The sequence below is a fragment of the Streptomyces silvae genome (genome assembly GCF_016745505.1).
Classification (GTDB): Bacteria; Actinomycetota; Actinomycetes; order Streptomycetales; family Streptomycetaceae; genus Streptomyces; species Streptomyces silvae.
In genome coordinates this window covers 1-23,380 of the sequence record NZ_JAERUC010000187.1, presented here as the reverse complement: position 1 = coordinate 23,380, position 23,380 = coordinate 1, and the positions used below count along the sequence as shown (strand labels likewise).

The 23,380-nt window shown below is 71.9% G+C and carries 23 protein-coding genes and 1 riboswitch; of the genes, 3 read left to right on the top strand and 20 right to left on the bottom strand.

All coding sequences use genetic code 11. The features are described 5' to 3' along the window. Positions 1-41: 41 nt before the first annotated feature. The 16 genes from argF to JKV81_RS30070 form a co-directional block, all read right to left on the bottom strand. Complete coding sequence (argF, locus tag JKV81_RS30145; protein ID WP_202078825.1) at positions 42-1,058, bottom strand: ornithine carbamoyltransferase; 1,017 nt, start codon at positions 1,056-1,058, stop codon at positions 42-44. Between the two features lie 98 nt (positions 1,059-1,156). Beyond that, positions 1,157-2,389: an arginine deiminase gene (locus JKV81_RS30140; RefSeq protein ID WP_202078823.1), complete on the bottom strand. Its 1,233-nt coding sequence runs from the start codon at positions 2,387-2,389 to the stop codon at positions 1,157-1,159. A gap of 94 nt (positions 2,390-2,483) precedes the next feature. Beyond that, positions 2,484-5,057, bottom strand: a complete 2,574-nt coding sequence (locus tag JKV81_RS30135) for a polynucleotide kinase-phosphatase (protein ID WP_129266039.1) — start codon at positions 5,055-5,057, stop codon at positions 2,484-2,486. Continuing rightward, positions 5,054-6,529, bottom strand: a complete 1,476-nt coding sequence (locus JKV81_RS30130; protein ID WP_202078821.1) for a 3' terminal RNA ribose 2'-O-methyltransferase Hen1 — start codon at positions 6,527-6,529, stop codon at positions 5,054-5,056. Before JKV81_RS30130 ends, JKV81_RS30135 begins: the two co-directional genes overlap by 4 nt. 43 nt (positions 6,530-6,572) lie before the next feature. Further along, positions 6,573-7,505, bottom strand: a complete 933-nt coding sequence (mmuM, locus tag JKV81_RS30125) for a homocysteine S-methyltransferase (protein WP_129266037.1) — start codon at positions 7,503-7,505, stop codon at positions 6,573-6,575. A 96-nt stretch (positions 7,506-7,601) separates the two neighbouring features. Then, positions 7,602-8,525, bottom strand: coding sequence for an LLM class F420-dependent oxidoreductase (locus JKV81_RS30120; RefSeq protein WP_124275227.1), 924 nt, complete (start codon positions 8,523-8,525; stop codon positions 7,602-7,604). Positions 8,526-8,605: 80 nt separating this feature from the next. Beyond that, positions 8,606-9,130 carry a DUF6099 family protein gene (locus JKV81_RS30115; protein WP_124275226.1) on the bottom strand — a complete coding sequence of 175 codons (525 nt, stop codon included), beginning with the start codon at positions 9,128-9,130 and terminating at the stop codon, positions 8,606-8,608. Positions 9,131-9,307: 177 nt separating this feature from the next. Then, positions 9,308-9,667, bottom strand: a complete 360-nt coding sequence (locus JKV81_RS30110) for a nucleotide pyrophosphohydrolase (protein ID WP_202078819.1) — start codon at positions 9,665-9,667, stop codon at positions 9,308-9,310. Then, positions 9,664-10,893, bottom strand: coding sequence for an AAA family ATPase (locus JKV81_RS30105; RefSeq protein ID WP_202078859.1), 1,230 nt, complete (start codon positions 10,891-10,893; stop codon positions 9,664-9,666). The genes JKV81_RS30110 and JKV81_RS30105 overlap by 4 nt, the downstream gene beginning before the upstream one ends. 7 nt (positions 10,894-10,900) lie before the next feature. Beyond that, positions 10,901-11,308 carry a cell division protein SepF gene (locus tag JKV81_RS30100; protein WP_124275224.1) on the bottom strand — a complete coding sequence of 136 codons (408 nt, stop codon included), beginning with the start codon at positions 11,306-11,308 and terminating at the stop codon, positions 10,901-10,903. Positions 11,309-11,383: 75 nt separating this feature from the next. Further along, on the bottom strand, positions 11,384-12,691 hold the full coding sequence (locus JKV81_RS30095; protein ID WP_202078817.1) for a cytochrome P450 family protein: 1,308 nt from the start codon (positions 12,689-12,691) through the stop codon (positions 11,384-11,386). Then, positions 12,688-13,302 (bottom strand): GTP-binding protein, encoded by a 615-nt coding sequence (locus tag JKV81_RS30090; protein ID WP_129266034.1) that lies wholly within the window; start codon positions 13,300-13,302, stop codon positions 12,688-12,690. The genes JKV81_RS30095 and JKV81_RS30090 overlap by 4 nt, the downstream gene beginning before the upstream one ends. Further along, entirely contained in the window at positions 13,280-13,633 is a 354-nt protein-coding gene (locus JKV81_RS30085; RefSeq protein WP_124275221.1) for a DUF742 domain-containing protein, read from the bottom strand. Before JKV81_RS30085 ends, JKV81_RS30090 begins: the two co-directional genes overlap by 23 nt. Beyond that, complete coding sequence (locus JKV81_RS30080; protein WP_124275220.1) at positions 13,630-14,052, bottom strand: roadblock/LC7 domain-containing protein; 423 nt, start codon at positions 14,050-14,052, stop codon at positions 13,630-13,632. Before JKV81_RS30080 ends, JKV81_RS30085 begins: the two co-directional genes overlap by 4 nt. Beyond that, positions 14,049-15,509, bottom strand: a complete 1,461-nt coding sequence (locus tag JKV81_RS30075; protein ID WP_129266033.1) for an ATP-binding protein — start codon at positions 15,507-15,509, stop codon at positions 14,049-14,051. The genes JKV81_RS30080 and JKV81_RS30075 overlap by 4 nt, the downstream gene beginning before the upstream one ends. 60 nt (positions 15,510-15,569) lie before the next feature. Then, positions 15,570-16,562 carry an MBL fold metallo-hydrolase gene (locus JKV81_RS30070; protein ID WP_129266032.1) on the bottom strand — a complete coding sequence of 331 codons (993 nt, stop codon included), beginning with the start codon at positions 16,560-16,562 and terminating at the stop codon, positions 15,570-15,572. Between the two features lie 405 nt (positions 16,563-16,967). Here JKV81_RS30070 and JKV81_RS30065 point away from each other — a divergent pair, with 405 nt between their 5' ends. Further along, positions 16,968-17,861 carry an SIS domain-containing protein gene (locus tag JKV81_RS30065; protein ID WP_129266031.1) on the top strand — a complete coding sequence of 298 codons (894 nt, stop codon included), beginning with the start codon at positions 16,968-16,970 and terminating at the stop codon, positions 17,859-17,861. A 63-nt stretch (positions 17,862-17,924) separates the two neighbouring features. Here JKV81_RS30065 and JKV81_RS30060 read toward each other — a convergent pair whose 3' ends face one another. Together JKV81_RS30060 and JKV81_RS30055 are read right to left on the bottom strand one after the other, a co-directional pair. Next, positions 17,925-18,512, bottom strand: coding sequence for a hypothetical protein (locus tag JKV81_RS30060; protein WP_129266030.1), 588 nt, complete (start codon positions 18,510-18,512; stop codon positions 17,925-17,927). 261 nt (positions 18,513-18,773) lie between these two features. Further along, positions 18,774-19,622 (bottom strand): transglycosylase SLT domain-containing protein, encoded by an 849-nt coding sequence (locus tag JKV81_RS30055; RefSeq protein ID WP_129266029.1) that lies wholly within the window; start codon positions 19,620-19,622, stop codon positions 18,774-18,776. 2 nt (positions 19,623-19,624) lie between these two features. Beyond that, positions 19,625-19,784, bottom strand: a riboswitch (cyclic di-AMP (ydaO/yuaA leader). Positions 19,785-20,173: 389 nt separating this feature from the next. Between JKV81_RS30055 and JKV81_RS30050 the strand changes: the two genes are divergently transcribed. Continuing rightward, positions 20,174-20,404 carry a hypothetical protein gene (locus JKV81_RS30050; protein WP_124275215.1) on the top strand — a complete coding sequence of 77 codons (231 nt, stop codon included), beginning with the start codon at positions 20,174-20,176 and terminating at the stop codon, positions 20,402-20,404. 148 nt (positions 20,405-20,552) lie between these two features. After that, entirely contained in the window at positions 20,553-20,948 is a 396-nt protein-coding gene (locus JKV81_RS30045; protein WP_129266028.1) for a TOBE domain-containing protein, read from the top strand. Between the two features lie 142 nt (positions 20,949-21,090). On the opposite strand, the gene JKV81_RS30040 is transcribed toward JKV81_RS30045, so the two are convergent. After that, entirely contained in the window at positions 21,091-21,543 is a 453-nt protein-coding gene (locus JKV81_RS30040; RefSeq protein ID WP_202078815.1) for a flavodoxin family protein, read from the bottom strand. A 98-nt stretch (positions 21,544-21,641) separates the two neighbouring features. Then, the coding region (locus JKV81_RS30035) for a copper-translocating P-type ATPase (protein WP_202078813.1) at positions 21,642-23,380 on the bottom strand (1,739 nt) is incomplete at its 5' end.

The following is a 23,380-nucleotide window of genomic DNA, read 5'->3' as shown; positions in this document are numbered from 1 at the left end:
CGTAGCCACTTGCACGCATGTTCACCCAATCGGGTGCATGTTCATGCGGGCCGCGCGCCGCCTGCCAGCGTCGCGACCAGCACCGCCTTGATCGTGTGCATCCGGTTCTCGGCCTCGTCGAAGACGACCGAGTGCGAGGACTCGAAGACCTCGTCGGTGACCTCCAGCTCGGTCAGCCCGTGCCGCTCGTTCACCTCCCTGGCGACCTTCGTACCGAGGTCGTGGTAGGCGGGGAGGCAGTGCATGAACTTCACGTCGGCGTTGCCCGTGGCGCGCAGGACGTCCATGGTCACGGAGTACGGCGCGAGGGCGGCGATCCGCTCGTCCCAGACCTCCTTGGGCTCACCCATGGAGACCCAGACGTCGGTGACGACGAAGTCGGCGCCGCGGACCCCCTCGGTCACGTCCTCGGTGAGGGTGATGCGGGCGCCGCTGGTCTCCGCGAGCTCGTGGGCGCGGTCCACGATCTCCTGCACCGGCCAGTAGGCGGCGGGCGCGACGATCCGGACGTCCATGCCGAGCAGGGCTCCGGTGATCAGGTAGGAGTTGCCCATGTTGAAGCGGGCGTCGCCCAGGTAGGCGAAGGCGATCTCCTCCAGGGGCTTCGCGCTGTGCTCGGTCATCGTGAGGACGTCGGCGAGCATCTGCGTGGGGTGCCAGTCGTCGGTGAGCCCGTTGAAGACGGGCACCCCGCCGTGCGCCGCCAGCTCCTCGACGGCCTCCTGGCTGTCGCCCCGGTACTCGATGCCGTCGAACATCCGGCCGAGCACCCGGGCGGTGTCCTTGACGGACTCCTTGTGGCCCATCTGCGAACCGGACGGATCCAGGTACGTCGTGGACGCCCCCTGGTCGGCGGCGGCCACCTCGAAGGCGCAGCGGGTGCGCGTGGAGGTCTTCTCGAAGATCAGCGCGATGTTCCTGCCGCGCAGCCGCTGCACCTCGGCGCCCGCCTTCTTGGCGGCCTTGAGCTCGGCGGACAGGGCGATCAGGCCGCGGAACTCCTCGGCCGTGAAGTCCAGCTCCTTGAGGAAATGGCGGCCTGTGAGGTCTATGGCCATGGTGACTGCTCCTGGGTCGGGCTGAGGGCGTGCGGATGCTTCACCTGGAAGTCTATACGAGAGACCGTATTGCTATACAGGAGCCGCCGGGTCCCGCCTCACACGGGGTCGCGCACCACCGGGCAGCTCATGCAGCGGGGCCCTCCCCGGCCCCGGCCCAGCTCACTGCCCCGGATCTCGATGACCTCGATGCCCTCCTTGCGCAGAAACGTGTTGGTGGTGGCGTTGCGCTCGTACGCGACGACGACGCCGGGCTCCACGGCCAGCACGTTGCAGCCGTCGTCCCACTGCTCCCGCTCGGCGGCGTGCACGTCCTGGGTGGCGGTGAGCACCCGGATCGCATCCAGGCCGAGCGCGGCGGCGATGGCCCGGTGCATGTGCTCGGGCGGGTGGTCGGTGACCTTCAGCTCACGCGGGCCGAGGCCGGGCTCGATCGTGTAGGAGCGCAGCATGCCGAGTCCGGCGTACTTGGTGAACGTGTCGCCGTCGACCATCGTCATCACCGTGTCCAGGTGCATGAACGCCCGGCGCTTGGGCATGTCCAGCGCCACGATCGTCCGGGCCGACCCGGCGTCGAAGAGCCCTCTGGCCAGCATCTCCACGGCCTGGGGGGTGGTGCGTTCACTCATCCCGATCAGGACGGCGCCCTGGCCGATGACGAGGACATCGCCGCCCTCGATGGTGGACGGGTAGTCGTCCTGGCCCTCCGACCAGTGGTGGAAGACGCCCGCCTCGGGCCCGGTGAAGAGGGGGTGGTGCCGGTAGATCGCCTCGAAGTGCACGGTCTCGCGCTGTCTGGCCGGCCAGCGCATGGCGTTGATGGAGACCCCGTCGTAGATCCAGGCGGAGGTGTCGCGGGTGAAGATGTGGTTGGGCAGCGGGCTGAGCAGGAAGTCGTCCAGATCCATCACGTGGAAGCGGACGGACGTCGGCTCGTTGTGCCGTTCCAGGAACTCCCGCTTCGTCATCCCGCCGACCAGGGCCTCGGCCAGCTCGGCGGCGGGCAGCTCCTCGAAGGCCGCGCGCAGATGCTCGGTGGCGAGCGGGCCGTACTCCTTCTCGGCGAAGACCCGGTCGAGGACGAGCCGCCTCGCCACCGGGATGTCGAGGGACTCCCGCAGCAGCTCACCGAAGAAGTGCACCTCCACGCCCCGGTCCCGCAGCACGTCGGCGAAGCCGTCGTGCTCCTCCCTGGCGCGCCGCACCCACAGCACGTCGTCGAAGAGCAGCGCGTCCTTGTTGCTGGGGGTGAGACGCTTCAGCTCCAGATCGGGGCGGTGCAGGATGACGCGGCGCAGCCGCCCGGCCTCGGAATCGACATGGAATCCCATGCCCTCATCCTCACCGCGCGGAGCGCCGTTCACCCTGCGAACCGCCACCCGATTCCGGACGGGCTCCCCGGGGCCCCGGCCGCGGGCCGACGTCCTACAGCCGCGGGTCGACGGGCTCGGACTCCAGGGCCAGCACCGCGAAGACCGCCTCGTGGATCCGCCACAGCGGCTCCCCCTCGGCCAGCCGGTCGAGCGCCTCCAGACCGAGGGCGTACTCCCGCAGGGCCAGCGACCGCTTGTGGCCGAGGAAGCGGGAGCGCAGCCGCTCCAGATTCTCCGGCCGCGTGTACTCGGGGCCGTAGATGATCCGCAGGTACTCGCGGCCGCGCACCTTGATGCCCGGCTGGACGAGCCTGTCCTTCGCGTCCCGGACGAGGGCGCCGAGCGGCTTGACCACCATGCCCTCGCCGCCACGGCCGGTCATCTCCAGCCACCAGTCGATGCCGGAGCGCACGGAGGCCTCGTCCCCCGTGTCGACGACGAGGCGCCGGGTGACCTGGAGCAGACCGGTCGGGTCGTGCTCGACGAGCCGGTCCAGCCACGCCAGCTGCTCGTCGTGCGGCACGGAGGCGAGTGAGCGGCCCTGCACCGCGAGGATCTGGAACGGTGCGAGCCGGACCCCGTCGAGCCCTTCGGTGCTCCAGCAGTAGCGGCGGTACGCCTCGGTGAAGGCGGCGGCGTCCGCGGCGCGCTCCCGCTGGCGGCGGGCCGGGCCGTCGACGTCGACGCCGCGGGCGGCTGCCGCGGCCAGGGCCTCGCCGGCCACCGGCAGGGCCGCGCCCGCGGCGGCGCCCACCGCGGCGTACTGCGAGCGGAGCAGCCCTGCCGCCTTGAGGGACCAGGGCATCAGCTCGGCGTCCAGCACCACCCAGTCGGTGTTCCACTCCTCCCAGAGCCCGGCGGCGGTGACGGCGGTGCGCAGCCGCCCGAGGACGACCTCGGTGAGCGCCGTGTCGTCCAGGAACGGGCGGCCGGTGCGGGTGTACAGCGCGCCGGTGGGACCTCCCCCGGCGCCCGAGGCGTCCGAGGGGTCCCCCGTGCCGAAGCGCTCGCGGGCGGTCTCGGCGTCGCGGCAGACCAGCGCCACGGCGCGCGACCCCATGTGCTTCTCCTCGCAGACGACCTTGGTGACACCGTCCGCGCGGTACTGCGCGAACGCCTCGGCCGGGTGCTCCAGGAAGCCCTCCTCACGGGAGGTAGCGGTCGGGGCCATGGTCGGCGGGAGGTACGTCAGCAGCCTGGGGTCCACGGCGAAGCGGCTCATGACCTCGAGCGCTGCCGCCGCGTTCTCCTCGCGGACCGCGACCCGGCCCATGTGCCGGGTCTCCACGACGCGCCGGCCCTGCACGTCGGCGAGGTCGAGCGGCCGGCCCTCCCGGCCCCCGGGGGCCTCGGTGGTCAGCGGCTTCACCGGCTCGTACCAGACACGCTCGGCCGGTACGTCGACGATCTCCCGCTCCGGCCAGCGCAGTGCGGTCATCTTCCCGCCGAAGACCGCCCCGGTGTCCAGGCAGAGCGTGTTGTTCACCCAGGAGGCGGTCGGCACCGGGGTGTGGCCGTAGACCACGGCGGCGCTGCCCCGGTAGTCCTCGGCCCACGGGTAGCGCACGGGCAGACCGAACTCGTCCGTCTCGCCCGTCGTCTCCCCGTACAGCGCGTGCGAGCGCACCCGCCCCGACGTACGCCCGTGGTACTTCTCGGGCAGCCCCGCGTGGCAGACGACCAGCTTGCCTCCGTCCAGGACGTAGTGGCTGACCAGCCCGTCGATGAACTGCGCGACCTGCTCGCGGAACTCGGGGTGCTCGACGTCCTCCCGCTCCAGCTGCTCGACCGTCTCGGCCAGCCCGTGACTGTGCTGGACCTTACGGCCCTTGAGATAACGGCCCAGCTTGTTCTCGTGGTTGCCCGGCACGCACAGCGCGTCACCCGACGCCACCATCGACATCACGCGGCGCAGCACACCCGGGCTGTCGGGGCCCCGGTCGACGAGGTCGCCCACGAACACGGCGGTACGCCCCTCGGGGTGCGTGCCGTCCTTGTATCCCAGCTTGCCGAGCAGGGTGTCCAGCTCGGAGCTGCAGCCGTGGATGTCGCCGATGATGTCGAAGGGGCCGGTGAGGTGCCGGAGGTCGTTGTAGCGGCGCTCCAGGACGACTTCGGCGGTGTCGGCCTCCTCCTCGGTGCGCAGGACGTGCACCTTGCGGAAGCCCTCGCGCTCCAGGCCGCGCAGCGAGCGGCGCAGCTCACGGCGGTGGCGCTGCACGACGTGGCGGGGCATGCCCGCACGGTCGGGGCGGCCGGCGTTGCGGGCCTGGCAGACCTCCTCGGGCAGGTCGAGCACGATGGCGATGGGCAGCACGTCGTGCTGCCGGGCCAGCTGGACGAGCTGCTTACGGGCCTCCGGCTGCACGTTGGTCGCGTCGACGACGGTGAGCCGCCCGGCGGCGAGGCGCTTGCCCGCGATGTAGTGGAGCACGTCGAAGGCGTCGCGGCTGGCGCTCTGGTCGTTCTCGTCGTCGGCGACGAGGCCCCGGCAGAAGTCGGAGGAGACGATCTCGGTCGGCTTGAAGTGCTTACGGGCGAAGGTGGACTTGCCGGAACCGGTGGCGCCGACGAGGACGACGAGGGACAGGTCGGTCACCGGCAGCGTGCGAGAGGTACGGGTCATGCGGCCTTCGCCTCCTTCGTCGTCTCCTGGGCCGTGGTCATCGTGAACACGGCCATCTGTGTGGGCGGCCCCACCTCGGGGTCCTCCGGGCCCACGGGCACGAACTCCACCGTGTAGCCGTGGCGTGCGGCCACCTGCCCCGACCAGTCCCGGAACTCCTCCCGGGTCCACTCGAAGCGGTGGTCGCTGTGGCGCACATGTCCGGCGGGGAGCGTCTCCCAGCGGACGTTGTACTCGACGTTGGGCGTCGTCACCAGCACGGTCCGCGGCCGGGCGGAGCCGAACACCGCGTACTCCAGGGCGGGGAGCCTCGGCAGGTCCAGGTGCTCGACGACCTCGCTCAGCACGGCGGCGTCGTACCCCTTGAGCTGTTTGTCGGTGTAGGTGAGGGCGCCCTGGCGGAGGGTGATCCGCCCGGCCTGCCGCTCGCCCATGCGGTCCAGCTTCAGCCGGCGCGCGGCGACGGTCAGGGCGCGCATCGACACGTCGACCCCGACGATCTCCGTGAAGCGCACGTCCTTGAGCAGCGCCTGCACCAACTGGCCCTGACCGCAGCCCAGGTCGAGCACCCGGGCGGCCCCGGCGGCGCGCAGCGCCTCCAGGATCGCCTCGCGGCGCCGCTCGGCCAGCGGCACCGGCTTCTCCTCCGTGTCGGTGGTCTCGTCGACCGCGTTGTCTACGCTCTCCACCTCCAGGTCGTCCGACTCCGCCAGCCGCACCAGCTCGAGCCGCTCCATCGCCTGCCGCGTGAGCCCCCAGCGCCGGGAGAGATAGCGGCTGGTGATCAGCTTCTGCTCGGGGTGTCCGGCCAGCCAGCCCTCCCCGGCCCGGAGCAGCTTGTCCACCTCGTCGGGTGCGACCCAGTAGTGCTTGGCGTCGTCGAGCACCGGAAGGAGCACGTACAGCTGGCGCAGCGCGTCCGCGAGCCGCAACTCCCCCTCCAGCACCAGTCGTACGTAGCGCGAGTCGCCCCACTCCGGGAACTGCTCGTCCAGCGGTACGGCCACGGCGTCCACCCGTGTCCAGCCGAGCGGCGCGAAGAGCTTGTGCACCAGCTCGGCACCGCCGCGTGCGGGCAGCGCGGGCACCTCGATCCGCAACGGCAGCGGCTCCCCGGCCCGTTCGGGCATCGCCCGGCACACGCCGTTCAGCGCGGACTTGAACACCGTCGTCATCGCGACCGAGAGCAGCGACGACGCCGCGTACGGCCGGTCGTTGACGTACTGCGCGAGTGCCGCGTCGGGTGCTCCGCCCCGGCCCTTGCCCTTGCCGCGCCTCACCAGCGCCACCGGATCCACCTCGAGCAGCAGGGCGGCCGTGCAGCGCTCGGCGGACGCCTCGGGGTAGAAGACCTGGGCGGTCCCGTGCGAGGTGGAGAACGTCTGCGCCTTGTCGGGATGCTTGTGCAGCAGATAACCGAGATCGGTGGCGGGACGCTCAGGGGTGCCGGTCGTGCTGATAGTCAGGAACACGTGTCCGAGTATGGTCCGGTGGCCGGTCTCCCACCAGGCAATTTCACACCTCCGACGACGCCAGTCGGCCCGCCAGCGCCGCGATGTCGGACGGTCCGACGCGGCAGCACCCGCCGACCAGCCGGGCCCCCGCCCGCTGCCACTCCCGCACCCTCCCCGCTTCGAACGTCCCCTTCCCGGTCCAGCCCCGGCCGCCGGCGTCCCACTCCTCCCCGCTGTTCGGGTAGACGACCACCGGCTTGCCCGTGGCCGCCGCCGTCTCAACCGCGCGGCCGGCGTCGGCGGGGTTGCAGCAGTTGACCCCCACGGCCACCACCTGGTCCACACCGGAGACGAGCGCGAACGCCTCCTCCAGCGGCTGCCCGGCCCTGGTCCGGTCCCCGTCCACGCTGTACGAGAGCCAGACCGGCACCCCGAGCCCCTCGACCGCCCGCAGCAGGGCCTCGGCCTCGTCGATGTCGGGCACCGTCTCCAGCGCCATCACATCGGGGCCCGCCCCGGCCAGCGCCTCCGCCCGGGGCCGGTGGAAGCGCTCCAGCTCCCGGACGGTGAGCCCGTACCGGCCGCGGTACTCACTGCCGTCCGCGAGCATCGCCCCGTACGGTCCGACGGACGCGGCGACCCAGAGCTCCCGCCCCGTCTCCGCCCCCGCCCTGCGCGCCGACTCCACGCTGGCGGCCATCAGCTCCGCCGCCCGGGCCCGCCCGATCCCACGCCGCGCGAACCCTTCGAACGTCGCCTGGTAGCTGGCGGTGATGAGCACCTGCGCACCCGCCCGTGCGTAGGCCGCGTGGGCGGCCTCGATCTGCTGGGGCGCGTCGCTCAGCAGCCGGGCCGACCACAGGGCGTCGGACAGATCGCAGCCCTGCGCCTCCAACTGGTTGGAGAGGCCGCCGTCCAGCAGCACCGTCCCCTCGGCGAGCGCGTCGCCGAGCGTACGGCGGGGTGTGGAGTCCGGTGTCCGGGCGGAGTGCACAACTGCTCCTCGCTGTCGGCCGGTTCCTGTCGGTCCGGCGGTGTATGAGGGTCCCGCCCCTCGGCGGGCCGGGACCCTCCCGTCAGCCGCCGGCCGTCAGCCCAGCTGCGACTGGACCTGCGACGAGATCAGCTCCAGGTGGTCCAGGTCGTGCAGGTCCAGAACCTGGAGGTAGATCCGCGAGGAGCCGACGGCGGCGTACCGGCCGATCTTCTCGACCACCTCGTCGGGCGAGCCCGCCAGCCCGTTCGCCTTGAGCTCCTCGACGTCCCTTCCGATGACCGCCGCACGCCGGGCCACCTCCGCGTCGTTCTTCCCGACGCACACCACCAGGGCGTTGGAGTACACCAGGTCGTCGGGGGCCCGCCCGGCCGCCACGGCCGCGTCCTTGACCCTGCCGAACTGCTTCTCGGTGTCCTCGAGGGACGCGAAGGGAATGTTGAACTCGTCCGCGTACCGCGCGGCCAGCCGCGGGGTGCGGACCGCGCCGTGGCCACCGACCAGGACCGGCACCTTCGCCTGGGCGGGCTTCGGGAGGGCCGGCGAGTCGGTGAGCTGGTAGTACGTGCCGTCGTAGCTGAACGTCTTGCCGGTCTCGGTCTCCCACAGGCCGGTGATGATCGCCAGCTGCTCCTCCAGCCGGCCGAACTTCTCCTTGGGGAACGGGATGCCGTACGCCTTGTGCTCCTCCTCGAACCAGCCCGCGCCCAGGCCCAGCTCGACCCGGCCACCGGACATCTGGTCGACCTGGGCGACCTGGATGGCCAGCACGCCGGGAAGCCGGAAGGTGCCCGCGGTCATCAGCGTCCCGAGACGGATCCGCTTGGTCTCACGGGCCAGCCCGGCCAGGGTGATCCAGGCGTCGGTCGGGCCGGGCAGACCGTCCCCGGACCCCATGCGCAGATAGTGGTCCGACCGGTAGAAGGCATCGAAGCCGAGGTCCTCGGTGGCCTTGGCGACGGTGAGCAGGGTGTCGTAGCTCGCCCCTTGCTGGGGCTCGGTGAAGATTCGAAGATCCATGCCTCCATCCTGCACCTTCGAAACGGCTGCGCCCCCTCACTTCCGTCTTCCCCCGTGCCGGGCGCCCCGGGCACCCCGGCTCACTGCTGGCCCGCGACGAAGCCGGCCGGCCCGTGGATCACCCCGAAGGGTCCGTCGCGCTCCCGGGCCGCCTCCTGTTCGTGCTCCTGCTCGGCGAGCCGCCTCAGCATGCCCTGGACCCGGTCCACGGACTCGTCGACGGCGTCTATCGCCTCGATGCACTGCCAGTAGAGCCCCTCCTCCTCCGTGCCGCAGGCCACCCCCACCAGCGCGATGCCCGCCTCACCGAGGAGCAGCGCGAGAGCGGCCAGCGCCCTCGGCACGTGATCCACCTCGGTGAGCTGCGACGCCCGCACCGATCCCGCCGGGACCAACGGGTGGTCGAGCACCGCGCTGCCCAGGGCGCAGGTCTCGCTGAGCCCGCGCGCCTCCGTGCGTAACTCCGCCGGTCCCGACCTCGCCAGCTGTCCGCCGACCGCCCGGGCGAGTGCCTGCGCCTGCCAGGCCTCCGCCATGACGGCCGGCACCCCCCGGCTCCCCGCCAGCGCGCTCCGGCCCGCCGCGATCAACCGCTCCGCCTCCATGCCACTCCCCCGTCGCCGAGACCATCCGCGCACCCCGTACGGAAGAACAGACCGTCCGAGATCGCCCGTACAGAAGAACCCGCTCACCTCTTCATTACCCACAGTGAGGGTCACGGCACACGAAAGCCAGAGGAAATCGGAAATCTGTGGACAGGAAGTCGATTGTGGATAAGTCGATCACTCCGAAGAGTGACGCTCGGTCACCTCCACGCCGCCCGGCACCGGAAAACGCGCCTCGTTACGGTCGATCTTGGCCGCCAGCGCCGCCAGGGCGTCGATGCCCAGCACCTCGCAGAACTGCAGCAGATAGGCCAGGACATCCGCGACCTCGTCCTCCACACGGAACGCCGTACCGGGGTCCTCCATCACCTCCGCCGCCTGCTCGGGCGTCAGCCACTGGAAGATCTCCAGGAGTTCGGAGGCCTCCACGCTCAGCGCGGCGCTGAGATTCTTGGGGGTGTGGTACGGCCCCCAGGCCCGGGCCGCCGCGAAGTCGGCCAGTCGGCGCTGCAGTTGTGCTACATCAAGTTCCGTCACCGGCCCAGGTCTACCACTGTCGCTCCGGGCACCCTCCGGGCGGCTGCCGCGGCCGCCTCACCGACCGTCCCGAGCAGGCGCATGTGCCCGTCCGCGCAGATCGACGCGGCCAGGGCCAGCAGCTCCGCGGTCTGCCGCGCGTCCAGGCACCGGTCGAGGCCGTCGGCCACCACGGTGAGGGCCTGCATCGCCGACGGCACCTCCGCCGCCGGGTCCACCACCAGGACGTGGGGGCCCGTCAGCAGCACCAGCGCGTGGGCGAGATAGCGGAGTTCGCCGTCGCCGAGGCGGTCGAGCGGTGTGCTGCGCCCCGGGCCCCGCACGGCCAGGGCCCGCACGGTCCCGTCCTCCAGGCGCGCGGCGGTCAGCCCCGTCACCTCCCCCGCACACCCGGCGTCCGCGCAGGCGACCAGCCGCGCGTGCCGGTGCGCGCACTGGCCCTGGGTGCGGTGCAGCACGTCGGCGAGGTTGTCGCAGCACGAGGTCAGCCGCCCCTCCCCGGCCGGCACCGGCGCGCGCATCAGCCGCGGCTGGGGATCGCAGACGAAGGCCGACCTCAGGGCCACCACCACCTGCTCGGCGGCGGCCAGCACCCTGAGCTGCCCGTCCGTCGTCCCCGCGACCCGCAGCGGGAGCAGCGCCGTGCCCAGCCGGTCGTCGGGAAGGGGCGCGCGTGTCACGGGGACCGTCCCCGCCGTGTACCAGGCCGCCTGGACGAAGGAGCGCCCCGGATCCCGCAGCGCCGTGCTCAGCAGGACCTCCCCGCCGTCCGTCAGCCGCTCGCCGACGACGCGCAGCGTGGGCTCGGCCTGCACGGCGAGGTCCAGCCTCACCGGGCCGGCCGGGCCCTCCACCGTGCAGCCGAGCCTGAAGCCGCGCCGCCCCTGCCCGTCGGCGCCGACCGCTTCGGGCACCCAGGCCGCCGGGTCGGGGAAGACGTCCTCCAGCGGATCACCGGCGGCCAGCCGGGCGAGCGCCTCGTAGCCGCGCAGGGCCGCCGACTTCCCGCTGCCGCTGTCCCCGGCGAGCAGGGTGAACGGCCCGAGCGGGATGACGGTGCGGCGGTGCGAGGCGAAGGCGTCGAGCCGGAGTTCGCTGACGAAAGGGCGGGCGGGGCGGGCGGGGCGGCCCTCGCCGGACGGCGCGGAGGCCGTCGTCCCCGTGGAGATCACAGTCATGAGCGGACCGTACGCACGCCCGTGAGCGGCGAACCGTTCCGCCCGCACCACCTTCCTACGATTGAGGTACGCCCGCCGCGGTGACCCCCTCGACCTCCATGCCGACCGGCGCGAGCAGGAAGACATTGCGGTCCACCCGGTGCATCCCGCTGCCGAGCCCGAACACCACACCGCTGCTGAAGTCCAGGATGCGCTTGGCCACGTCGTTCTCGGCGCCGGTCAGGTCCAGCAGGACCGGGATCTGGGCCACCAGGTACTCGGCCACCTCGCGCGCGTCCGCGAACACCTGGACCCGGAGGACGACAAGCCGCCGCTGCTCCGCCGACTCCTGCTGTTCCGGGACCGTCCGGTGGTCGACCCGGGAGGGCCATTCGTTACGGCCCCTCAGGGGTACGACCTGGGCGAGCCCTTCCCACTGTTCGTCGGTGGCGTCGTACCTGTCGTACCTGTCGTACCTGCTCACAGAACCACCCCGTCCGTATGCCGGTTGGCTGTGCGCCGGCTGCGCTCGCTGTTCATCGGGCAATTCTCTCGTCCCTCACCCGTTCGGCGTACCACCGACACGGTTCGGAGCAGGATCGGAGACGTCCGGGCCGCTCGTGGCGCCGGGTTCGGGGAGCGTGTCGAGCGGGGTGAAACGGACCGGGAGGTGGGCCGGGGCGCGGTGGAAGGGGCCCGGCCGCCAGACGAGCGCGCCGGGTTCGACCGCAAGTTCCAGGTCGCAGAGCTGACTGGTGAGCTGTTCGATCGCCGTCATCGCCATCAGCAGGGCGGGCTGCTTGGCGGGGCAGCGGTGCGGCCCCGCCGACCAGGCCAGGTGGGCACCGTCGCCCGAGCGCCCCGCGGGGTCCGAACCGGTGGGCGGTGACTGGGTGTTGGCGGCGGCGAAGGAGACCAGCACCAGCTGCCCGGCACGCAACGGCACCCCGTGGAACTCGGTGTCGTGGCGCGGGAAGTGCGCGCCCATGTTGGCGATCGGCGGGTCGCGCCAGAGCACGTCGTCGACCGCCTCGCGCGCGGTCATGGCGCCGCCGTGCAGGGAGCCGCCGTACCCGGTGTCGCTGAGCATGCGCAGCAGCGCGTTGCCGATCAGATTGGTCGTGGGTTCGTGGCCCGAACTCATGATCAGCGTGATCTGCCGCACGGCCTCGTTGTCGTCGAGACCGGCCGGGTGCTCCAGCAGGTACGTGGTGAGATCGCGTCCGGGGCGGCGCCTGCGTGCGGCGACGAGATCGGTGACGACCCCGACGAGATCGTCGTACGCCGCCGGCGCGCCCTCGGCGGAGTCCATCATCCCGGCGGTGCCACGGACCACCCGCTCGGTGTCCCGGGGGTCCACGCCGAAGGAGGCGGTGAAGACGTGCAGGGGGAGCCCGCGGGCGTACTGGGCGATGAGGTCACCGGTGCCGGTCGCCGAGAACGCGGCGATGAGCCGCTGCGCGACCTTGGCGACCTCCGCGCGCAGCAGGTGGGGTTCGATCAGGGCGAGGGTGTCGTTGACGGCCCCGCGGTAGCGGGCGTGGACGGCTCCGTCGGTGAAGAGCGCGGTGGGGCGGTGGCCGAGGACAGGCAGGACCGGCGAGTCGGCGGGTACGCCCGCCTGCCAGGCACGCGGGTCCTTGGTGAAGGTCTCGGTGTCCCGCAGCAGGTCGACGGCCGCGTGGTAGTCGGTGACCAGCAGCGCGTCGACGTCCGGCGCGATGCGCACCCTGGCCAGCGGTCCCTGCTCGCGCAGTCTGCGGTAGTGGCCGTGCGGATCGGCGGCGAAGCCGGCCCCGTACAGCGCGAGGGGTTCGAGGAGCGAGGGGCCGGTGCCGGGTGAAGCGCCGGTCGCGGGAGGGGTCATGACGATTCCTGGGGCGCGGGCAGGCAGGTCAGGGCGTGCTCGGCGAGGGCGATCAGGGCGTCGATGCTGCCCCGGCGCTCGCGGGCGTCGCACTGCACCAGCGGGGTGCGGGGGTCGAGGTCGAGGTGCTTGCGCAGGACCTCGTCCGCGTGGGCGGGGGCGTCGGGGAAGCGGTTCACGGCGACGGCGTACGGGAGTCCCTGCTCCTCCACCATGTCCATGACGGCGAAGGAGTCCTCGAGCCGGCGGGTGTCGACGATGACGAGGGCGCCGAGCGCGCCGCGTGCGATGTCCTCCCACAGGGGGAAGAAGCGCTCCTGGCCCGGTGTGCCGAACATGTAGAGCACCAGGTCGTCCTGGACGGTCAGCCGGCCGAAGTCCACGGCGACCGTGGTCGTGGTCTTCTCCGGAAGCCCGGCGGTGTCGTCGAGTCCCGTGCTGGACTGCGTCATCGCCTCTTCCGTGTGCAGGGTCGGAATCTCCGACAGCGTACGGATCAGGGTCGTCTTGCCCACGCCGAAGGGACCCGTGACGACGAGTTTCATCAGGGTCTCGGCGGCGCTCGGCAGATAGCCGATGCCGCCCCGGTCAGTGGAGGGAACGGAGTCCAACGAGCAGCCTCTCGACGAGCGACCGGTCGATCTCACCGGCGCTGGGGATCGGTGGTCGAGCGTGCAGATGTCCTGCGGCCACGAGGTCCGTGGCGAGGAAGACCGTGGCGCTGACCGGCAGTTCCAGATGGGCGGCGCACTCGACGACGGTGAGCGCTCCCGGCTCCAGGAGCTCGCACAGCCTGCGCTGCTCCGAACCGGTCTCCGGCCCCAGGGCCGAGTCCGTACGGAGGAGCACGGCGAGCCGGTCGAGCGCGGGACCGGTGGGTGCGGAGCGGCCACCGGTGACCAGGTAGGCGGGTATCAGGCGGCGGCCCGGGCCGGGGGTCATGGCCGGGTGGCAGCGTCCGGTTGGCGGGTGGGGGCGTGCATGGCCCTGGTCAGCGCGGTGACCTGCACCTGCATCTGGTACGCGATGTTCCCCAGGTGTGCGTCGGGGGCCGCGAACAGGGCCAGGGTGGTGTTCCGCCCGGCCGGTACGACGACGGCGAAGCCCAGGTCGGACTCCACGACCGTCTGGGCCAGGCGCGGCGACTCGGCCTCGGTGAAGGCGGTGGTGAAGGCGCGGGCGGCGGCGTGCAGGGTGGCCGTCATCGCGGCGACGCGCTCGGCGGACGCACGGTCCAGGCCGGGCGAGGCGCCCTCGACGAGTCCGTCGCCGGTGGCGACGACGGCGTGCTGCACTCCGGGCAGCTCCAGCAGGGGGGTCAGCACCCAGGCGAGATCACCGGCGGTGGGGGTGGTGCTCACGTCTCGTCGTCTCCTTGATCGTCCGATGGGGATTCCTGGGGTGCCTGCGGCGGGGTGGCGGGCGCGTTCCGGCCGCTGAGTGTGCCTTGCTGGAGTGCGGCCCAGGCGGCTCCGGCCCGCTCGGGCGTACGGAGTCCGGGCTCCTCCTCGGCCGTCCGCCGCCGGTCGGCCGGTGCCTCGGGGGAGGCCGCCCGGCGGGACCGGCGTCGCCGGGTGGGCAGCCCTGCCGGCGGCGCCGCTTCCCCGGAGGCGGAGTCCGAGGCGCCCGCGGTCCCGGCCGGTCCGGGTACGGCGGGTTCCACGGCTTCGGGCGCGGGTGCAGCGGGTTCCACGGCTTCGGGCGCGGGTGCGGCGGGTTCCACGGCGGCCCCGGGGGCCGCGTCGGCCGCCTCGGTGGGCAGCGCCCGTACGGGCTTCGGCGCGAGCACGGACAGGGTGCGGTCGTCGTCGATCACGGTCAGCAGATGCGCCGGGATGCGCAGCATCGCGCGCATCCCCCCGTACGGCGAGGACTCGATGTGGCAGCTGAAGCCGTACCGCGCGATGAGCCGTCCCACCACGGCGAAGCCGGTCTGCGGCGGGTCGCCCAGTTCGGTGAGCAGCACCTCGGAGGGGCCCGCCAGCAGCGTACGGGCCCGCTCCAGCGCGTCGTCGTCCATGCCGATCCCGGCGTCGTCGACGAGGATCAGGGCGCCGCGCCCCGCGGTCTGCTGGACCGTCACCGGCACCTCGGTGTCCGGGTGCGAGTACGCCGTCGCGTTGGCCAGCAGCTCGGCGAGCGCGATCGCGAGGGGTTCGGCGGCGCGGGCGACCAGCGCGAGCCGTTCCTGGCGCAGATGGTTGGCGACCTTGATCCGCTCGTAGCCGGGGACCCGGGACTGGGCGCCGAGCACGACCTCGACGAGGGAGGAGTTCTGCCGGGCGAGTCCGGGCCAGGCGTCGCAGAGCACGGCCGTGGCCTGGGTGCGGCGGAGCGCCAGCTCGTTACGGAAGTCGAGCTGCAGGATCCGCGGGTCGTCGTACTCGTGCTGGAGTTCGTGCAGCAGGTGCTGGGACTGGTTGAGCAGCGACTGGATCTTGGCGGAGGTGCCGCGCATGGCCGACCGGGCCGCCGCGTCGACGCGTCCGCGCTCCTCCAGGACCGCCGTGCGCGCGGCCTGTACGGCCTCGGTCAGCAGCCGTGCGGCGTCGCCCTCGATACCGGAGGCCTCGCGGAGGCCGGGGACGGGAGCGGACCGGTGGGAGAGGGCGGTGGCCGCGGCGGGTATCCGCTTCCGGGCCAGCTGGCGGATCTCCTCGGTGAGGGCGAGGGTGCGGGCCTCGGCCGCCTTGGCCTGACGCTCCGTGAGCTCGACGCGCGCCGAGGCGCCGTAGGCCTCGCGTCGCGCCTGGTAGGTGCGTGTCGCCGACCATATCGCCACGGCGACGGCGATCAGTGCCACGATCCATGCCACCACGGCTTCACCGCGTCTCTGTTGTCGGGGACGGTCGACAGCCCGCGCGGCACCGGCCGGCGGTCACGCGGTGCCTCCGGCCGAGGCCGCCTCGGTCGCGTGGGCGACGGCGGCCACGTCCGCCATCACCTCGAGGACGCCGGGCAGTCCGGAGCCGTCCAGGTGGCGGTACTCGCTTCCGATGGTCACCACGAGCCGCTCGGACAGGCCTAGCTCCGGGTAGCGGCCCTCCGCGATCACCCGGCGGGCCGCCTCGACCGAGGGGACCCCCGCCGCGTGGAGGGCGTGCGCGCGTTCCCGTACGTACGCGAGATAGGCCATGTGTTCCCGCACCCCGGCGGGGTCGAGCACCGGGCCGTGTCCCGGGACGATCACCTCGGCGCCGGTGGCCAGGACGCGTTCGCAGGCGTCGATCACGTTGCTGAGGGGTCCCGCCCAGTGCACCGGGTGGTCGCCGGGCTGCTGCGGGGTGGAGGAGAAGATGACGTCCCCGCTGAACACCGTGCGCTGCGTGGGCAGATACACGATGAGGTCGCCCGTCGTGTGCGCGGGCGGCAGGGAGGAGATCTGGACGGCGTACTCCCCCAGGGTCAGTTCGAGTTCCCCGGTGAAGTACGTCGTCGGCCGCACCGTTTCGGTGTCCGACCAGTCGAAGACTCCGAAATGGCGGCCGAGGTACGCGCCGAGGGGAGTGGAGGGATCACTTCCGGCCACCAGTGCGTGCTGCTGCTGCGGGGTGGGGTCGTAGTGGAGGTGCTCCCGGGCCTCGCGGGTGGCGATGATCTCCGCGTCGGGCAGCACCCCGGCGCCCCAGAAGTGGTCCCCGTTGGCGTGGGTGACGATCACACGGTCGATGCCGGCCCCGTCGGGCAGCCGCTTCTGGCTCTCCACCAGGAACTGCCCGGCGAGGATCGTGTCGTACGGGGTGTCGATCCACAGCGCGCCGCGCGGCGACACGAGCAGGCCGCAGTTGGCCAGTCCCCAGCCGCGCTTCGGCGGCAGCCAGGCATGCAGCCCCCTGCCGAGGTCGACGATGTCCCCACCCGTGATCGACATGCGCTGATTATGCCGACCACGGTCCGGTCGTGCGTTCGAACTCGGCCAATATGCGCTCCTGGTGACTTGAAATCACCCCTTGCGCGGGCTGCCTGTCGTCGGCCGGTGACCGTGCGGGGTTGCCGCGGAGGGGAACCACGGGGGATTTTCCGCCTGATGTACGGGATATCGGTTGCCGAGTCCGCACGGCGCGACGGATACCCACACAGGTGCGGGGGAACCGGATCGAGTCGACTACCCACCGAGCATGGCCGAAAACCGATGCCGCATGAATGACGGGCGCGTTAACACTTTGCTTGTTCTTGCTCGATTGACCCCGCTAACATGCAGAATTGAACAAGAAGGCGTCGGTTCCATCCCCCGCGCCTCACCGGACACGAGCAGCAGCGGAAGCGGAGTGCGGACATGTCGCATGTCGAGACAGAGACAGCCGGGCAGCCCGAGTGCTGGCGCCGCGCCGCAGAGGTGGCCGTCGACCGGAGTGCGGCCCTGCCCGCCGCCGGTGAGCGCGTCGCCGTCGTCGGCTGCGGCACGTCGTACTACATGGCCCAGGCCTACGCCTCGCTCCGCGAGGAGTCCGGCCAGGGCGAGTCGGACGCGTACGCCGCCTCGGAGTTCCCCTTCGGGCGCTCCTACGACCGGGTCGTCGCGCTGACCCGGTCGGGCACGACGACGGAGGTCCTCGCACTGCTGTCCCGGCTGCGGGGCACCACCCGGACCGTCGCCGTGACCGCCGACCCGGAGACCCCGGTGAGGGAGGCGGCCGACGACCTGGTCGTCCTGGACTTCGCCGACGAACGGTCCGTGGTCCAGACGAGGTTCGCGACCACCGCCCTGACCCTGTTCCGCGCCCATCTCGGGCTGCACACCGAGGACGTCGTACGGGACGCGGAGACCGCCCTGGCGGAACCGCTGCCCGAAGGGCTGCTGGACTGCACCCAGTTCAGCTTCCTGGGGCGCGGCTGGACGGTCGGGCTCGCCAACGAGGCGGCGCTGAAGATGAAGGAGGCGTCCCTCTCCTGGACCGAGTCGTATCCGGCGATGGAGTACCGCCACGGCCCCATCAGCATCGCCACGGCCGGGACGGCGACCTGGATGTTCGGCGCCGCTCCGGAGGGGCTGCGGGAGCAGGTGCTGGCGACCGGGGCGCGCTGGGTGGAGAGCGGACTGGACCCGCTGGCCGATCTGGTGCGGGTGCAGCGGCTGGCGATCGCCCGGGCGGCGGCCCGGGGGCTGGACCCGGACCGGCCGCGCCATCTGACGCGGTCGGTGGTGCTCGGTACGGCTGCCGGGGCCTGAGGCCTCACGGCATGCCGCGCACCGGGCCGGCGGACGGCCCGGTGCGCGGCTGCGGCCGTGGGGTCAGGCCTCTTCGAAGTGGGCGTCCAGCGCCTCGTCGAGCTCGGCCGTCCATGTCTTGAGGTCTCCGCGGGACCCGGCCTCGACCTCGGCGTTGAACCACCGGCGGCTGGACAGGTGGACGGTCACGGTGAACCGGCGGCCGAAGCGGCCGGTCTTGACCTCGACCGCGCCGATCTCGGCCCAGTCGAACTCGGCCTCCTGGTCGTCGAGCCGGAAGCGGACACCTTCGGCGTCCACCCGGATGGACCCGCGCCGGTCGCTGACCTCGAAGACGGGACCGTCCTCGGCGCCCGCGCCCTCGCGGGCGGCTTCGGGGGCGGCCTCGCCGGCCGGGACAGCGTCCTCGGGGGCCTCGTCGTCGGCCGGGACCGCGTCCTCGGGCTCCTCGGCCGTCTCCGGGGCGAGCACGTCCGCGGCATCGACCTCCGGGGCCTCGTCGGCCTGCCCGGCCTTCCGGGACGCCGCCTTCTCCGCTTCCGCTTCCGCCTCCGTCCGCGCGGGGGCAGGGGCCGTCAGGCCGGGGATGTACGCCGGGTCTGTCCCCGCGGCGAACTCGGGCTTGGTGTTCGAATCTATGCGCTGCTCCACGGCGGGCAGTATGGACGACGAACCTGTACGAGACCAGTCAACCGGGTTCCGCCCGGCCTGTCGGCGGGCGTGACGGCGTGGCGGGAAGCCCCGGGCGCGCGGGAGGCGGTGAGCACGGCTCCGGGAGCGCCACTCCGTACGACCGCAGGGCGCCGTGAAAACGGACGACGGGTGGTGCGGGTTCCGCCGAACCCGCACCACCCGTCACTGCTGTGCCTCTGTCACACGCCCGTGCGTCAGTGGTCCCGTCTCCGCGAGGACTCAGTAGGCCCCGAAGACGTTGTCGATGGAGCCGTACTTGTCAGCCGCGTAGTTGCACGCGGCCGTGATGTTGGCGACCGGGTCGTAGCTGTCCATCGACGTACCGGGCACGTGGTAGGCCTGGAAGGTCGGGTCGATGACCTGCAGGAGGCCCTTCGACGGGACGCCGTTGATCGCGTTGATGTCCCAGTTGTTGATGGCCTGGGGGTTGCCCGCGGACTCGCGGATGATGTTGCGGTGGATGCCCTCGTAGCTGCCGGGGATGCCGTGCTCGGCCATGACGGCGAGCGACTCCTTGATCCAGCCGTCGAGGTCGTTCGTGTACGCGACCGGCTCGGCGGCAGGAGCGGCTTCGGCGGCGGGCGCGCCCTCCGCGGCGAGGGAGGTGCTCGTGCGCTCCGAGCGGTCGGCGCGGTCGGCGCTCTGCTCGGCGCGGTCGGAGGACTTGGACTCGGCCTTGTCCGCGGACTTGTTCTCGGCCTTGCCGCCGAGGGTCAGCTTGAGACCGGGGTGAATCAGGTCGGGGTTTCCGCCGACGGCCTTCTCGTTGGCCTCGTACAGGGCCTTCCAGCCACCGTTCACGGAATGCTCCCGAGCGATCTTCGCAAGGGTGTCACCCACGACCACGGAATACGAGCCGGACTTGGACTTCTGCGCGGCAATTCCCTTGCCGGTCGCGGCAGTCGAGGTCGCGGCCTTTTCGACGGCGACCGGCTGGGCCGGGGCCGCGAAGGCACTGGTCGCGCCGATCACGGGGAGGGCCAGGGCGGCTCCACCCGTGGTCACGGCGATGATGCCGCGAGTCAGCGAACTGGTCCTGAAACGACGGTGCTTACCATTTTCGGGCATGCTGAATTCCTCTCCGTCGCCTGCGAAGTGAGCTGTCGGGTTCGGGCTGGAGATGCCCGGCCGCATGCGAATGCGACTTCACCCCGAGCCGCTCCGGAAACCGGATCGGCGCTTACTTGGGTCCCCCGCTCCTGCCGTACGAGAAGTGGTCGGTCGGGTAACCGGACGGCGGCAGGATTCGGCGTTCCGCCCGGAGTGATGGTGACCGTAGGCGAGAAATAGGGAAAGGAACAAGCCTGGTTCGTTGATCACAATTCATTTGCAAGATCAATTCTCGTGAATTCATGTAATCCACCCCACATCGCATCCGTCACATCTCTTGGCACAGAAGGGAACCGACTGCCGCACCCGGGCGTCGGGGGCGCATAAGGTGACGCTGGTCACTGAGTCCGATTCAGGCGATTTGCTCCCGCGCGAAGGCCTCAGGTCACACGAAATGGCCTTTTATGGATTACGGGATTAATTTAAGAAAACCACCGCAAACCGGGCATACGACTCACAGTTGATGCCGTCGGGCATACCGGGAGCGTCCGCGTGGAACCGATTCGCCTATGACTGAAAGCCCCCACCCCGCAGCGCCCCGGATCACCGTCCTGCCCGTTCAGCCCGGGGATCCGCCCTTCCGCATCGTGGAGATCGACGGAGAGGTGATCGGAAGCGCGACCGACATGACGGATGTCCTCATCGCCGCCTCCGCGGCCGGAATTCGGATCCATGACCTCGACGACCCGGCGGTCGTCCGCTGGGTGGGCGGCGGCAAGCTCACCTGGAAGCCGCGCTGAGCGGGCTCCGCGGGCAGTCGACACGCCACCGGCGCCCGCCCTGCCCGGATACCGCGTCGGAGATTCCCACTCTCGTCAAGGCCTGCAAATGCAAGGAATTACACGAATAAAGCTTGCAGATGCGGGAGAATCCCCTAGCATGTCACGCATGCAGACCTACACCATCGGGCAGGCCGCGCGCCTCCTCGGCGTCAGCCCGGACACCGCACGACGCTGGGCGGACGCCGGCCGGGTGGCGACCCATCGGGACGAGAGCGGGCGCCGCCTCATCGACGGCCGTGATCTGGCGGCGTTCTCGATCGAGGTCGGCCAGAGCGGCGGCGGCGACGAGGAGGCCTCCTACACCTCGGCCCGCAACGCCTTCCCGGGCATCGTCACGGCCGTGAAGCTCGGTGACGTGGCGGCCCAGGTCGAGATCCAGGCCGGCCCGCACCGCCTCGTCTCGCTGCTGACCCGGGAAGCCGTGGAGGAGCTGGGGCTGGAGGTCGGCATCCAGGCCACGGCCCGGGTGAAGTCGACCAGCGTGCACATCGACCGAGCCTGACGCGGCACCCGCCGCCGGGGACCTTCGTACGGCTGTCGGGAAAGGCGGCCGGGGCCGTCGTACGGCTGTCGTGGAAGCGGCCGGGGATGTCCGGCTCCCCCGTACGGGCGCCCCGTGCACACGGGCGACCCGTCCAGGGGTGTCACTCCATCAGGCCGGCGGCGAGGGTCGCCCCCAGTTCCCAGCACGCCTCGGTGTCGGCCTTGCCCGGCTCACCCGTGACGGTCACGGCGTCGGCCGCGCGTCGCCATCCGAGGCCCGTCGTGATCGCCTCGATGCCCCGTACGGCGCCGGTGACGTCGTTGCCGCCGTGCACGTAGTAGCCGAAGGGCCGCCCCTTCGTGGCGTCCAGGCACGGGTAGTAGACCTGGTCGAAGAAGTGCTTCAGGGCGCCGGACATGTATCCCAGGTTCGCCGGGGTGCCGAGCAGGAAGCCGTCGGCCTCCAGCACGTCGGACGCCGTGGCGGAGAGGGCTGCCCGCCGCACGACCCGTACGCCTTCGATGTCCTCCGTCGTCGCGCCGGAGACCACCGCTTCGAACAGTGCCTGGCAGTTGGGCGACGGGGTGTGATGCACGATCAGCAGAGTGGCCACGCCACCGAACCTACCCTTTGACCGGGCCCCCGCCCTGCTGGGGGGGGACCCGGTCCGAGGGAAGCGGCGGGCCCGGATCCGTGGGCACGGGCGCCGCCTCAGCCGGCGGCGCGGAAGCCGCGCAGGCGGAGGCTGTTGCCGACGACGAAGACCGACGAGAAGGCCATGGCCGCCCCCGCGATCATGGGGTTGAGCAGGCCGGCTGCCGCGAGCGGCAGGGCGGCCACGTTGTAGGCGAAGGCCCAGAAGAGGTTCGACCGGATCGTGCCCAGCGTCCGGCGGGAGAGCCGGATCGCGTCGGCGGCCACCCTCAGGTCCCCCCGTACGAGCGTCAGGTCGCCGGCCTCGATCGCGGCGTCCGTGCCCGTCCCCATGGACAGGCCCAGGTCGGCCTGGGCGAGCGCCGCGGCGTCGTTGACCCCGTCGCCGACCATCGCGACGGTGCGCCCTTCCGCCTGGAGCTTGCGGACGACCTCGGCCTTGTCCTGCGGCATGACCTCGGCGATGACCTGGTCGATGCCGACCTCGGCCGCGACGGACTCGGCGACCGCCTTGTTGTCGCCGGTCAGCAGGACGGGCGTCAGTCCGAGGGCGCGCAGCCGCCGGACCGCATCGGCGCTGGTGTCCTTGACCGCGTCGGCGACCTCCAGGACCGCGCGCGCCTCGCCGTCCCAGGCGACCGCGATCACGGTGCGCCCGTTCCTCTCGGCCAGGTCCTTCGCCTCCCCGAGCTCCTCGGGGAGTCCGATGGCCCACTCGGCCAGCAGCTTCTCGCGGCCGACGAGCACCGCGTGGCCCTCGACCACGCCCTGGACACCGAGCCCGGGGACGTTGGCGAAGTCCTCGGGCGTGGGCAGCGCGCCCACCCTCGCGGCGGCCCCCTCGGCGACGGCCCGGGCGATCGGGTGTTCGGACGAGTGCTCCAACGCACCGGCCAGGCGCAGCACTTCGGCCTCGTCCGTGGTCCCGGCGGCGTGGACCTTCAGCAGGGTCATCCGGCCCGTGGTGACGGTGCCCGTCTTGTCGAGGAGGATCGTGTCGGCCCTGCGGGTGTTCTCCAGGACCTCAGGACCCTTGATCAGGATGCCGAGCTGGGCACCGCGTCCCGTGCCGACCAGCAGGGCGGTGGGCGTCGCCAGCCCCAGGGCGCAGGGGCAGGCGATGATCAGCACGGCGACGGCGGCGGTGAAGGCCGCGGTGAGCCCGGCGCCCGAACCGAGCCAGAAGCCGAGGGTGGCGAGCGCCAGCCCGATGACGACCGGCACGAACACCGCGGAGATCCTGTCGGCCAGGCGCTGCGCGGCGGCCTTGCCGCTCTGGGCCTCCTCCACGAGCGTGGCCATCCGGGCCAGCTGGGTGTCGGAGCCGACCCTGGTCGCCTCGACGACCAGGCGGCCGCCCGCGTTGAGGGTCGCCCCGGTGACGGGGTCACCGGCGGAGACCTCGACGGGAACCGACTCACCGCTGAGCATCGACACGTCGACGGCGGAGGAGCCCTCGACCACGGTCCCGTCCGTGGCGATCTTCTCGCCGGGGCGGACCAGGAAGCGGTCGCCCACCCGGAGGGCGGAGGTGGGCAGGGTGACCTCACGGCCCTCGCGCACCACGGTGACCTCCTTGGCCCCCAGCTCCATGAGCGCCTTGAGGGCCGCGCCCGCCTTGCGCTTGGAGCGGGCCTCGAAGTACCGGCCGGCCAGGATGAAGGCCGTGACTCCGGCGGCGGCCTCCAGATAGATGTTCCCCGCCCCGTCGCCCCGGCTGATCGTGAACTCGAAGGGGTGCGTCATGCCCGGCATCCCGGCCGTCCCGAAGAACAGCGCCCACAGCGACCACAGGA

Excerpts from the sequence above, each read along its gene's own strand:
- argF (WP_202078825.1), bottom strand. The coding sequence starts at position 1,058 with ATGGCCATAGACCTCACAGGCCGCCATTTCCTCAAGGAGCTGGACTTC.
- JKV81_RS30050 (WP_124275215.1), top strand. The coding sequence starts at position 20,174 with ATGACTGAAAGCCCCCACCCCGCAGCGCCCCGGATCACCGTCCTGCCC.
- JKV81_RS30070 (WP_129266032.1), bottom strand. The coding sequence starts at position 16,562 with ATGTCGATCACGGGTGGGGACATCGTCGACCTCGGCAGGGGGCTGCAT.
- JKV81_RS30135 (WP_129266039.1), bottom strand. The coding sequence starts at position 5,057 with ATGACCCGTACCTCTCGCACGCTGCCGGTGACCGACCTGTCCCTCGTC.
- JKV81_RS30120 (WP_124275227.1), bottom strand. The coding sequence starts at position 8,525 with ATGGATCTTCGAATCTTCACCGAGCCCCAGCAAGGGGCGAGCTACGAC.
- JKV81_RS30065 (WP_129266031.1), top strand. The coding sequence starts at position 16,968 with ATGTCGCATGTCGAGACAGAGACAGCCGGGCAGCCCGAGTGCTGGCGC.
- JKV81_RS30095 (WP_202078817.1), bottom strand. The coding sequence starts at position 12,691 with ATGACCCCTCCCGCGACCGGCGCTTCACCCGGCACCGGCCCCTCGCTC.
- JKV81_RS30085 (WP_124275221.1), bottom strand. The coding sequence starts at position 13,633 with ATGACCCCCGGCCCGGGCCGCCGCCTGATACCCGCCTACCTGGTCACC.
- JKV81_RS30115 (WP_124275226.1), bottom strand. The coding sequence starts at position 9,130 with ATGGAGGCGGAGCGGTTGATCGCGGCGGGCCGGAGCGCGCTGGCGGGG.
- JKV81_RS30045 (WP_129266028.1), top strand. The coding sequence starts at position 20,553 with ATGCAGACCTACACCATCGGGCAGGCCGCGCGCCTCCTCGGCGTCAGC.
- JKV81_RS30055 (WP_129266029.1), bottom strand. The coding sequence starts at position 19,622 with ATGCCCGAAAATGGTAAGCACCGTCGTTTCAGGACCAGTTCGCTGACT.
- JKV81_RS30140 (WP_202078823.1), bottom strand. The coding sequence starts at position 2,389 with ATGGGATTCCATGTCGATTCCGAGGCCGGGCGGCTGCGCCGCGTCATC.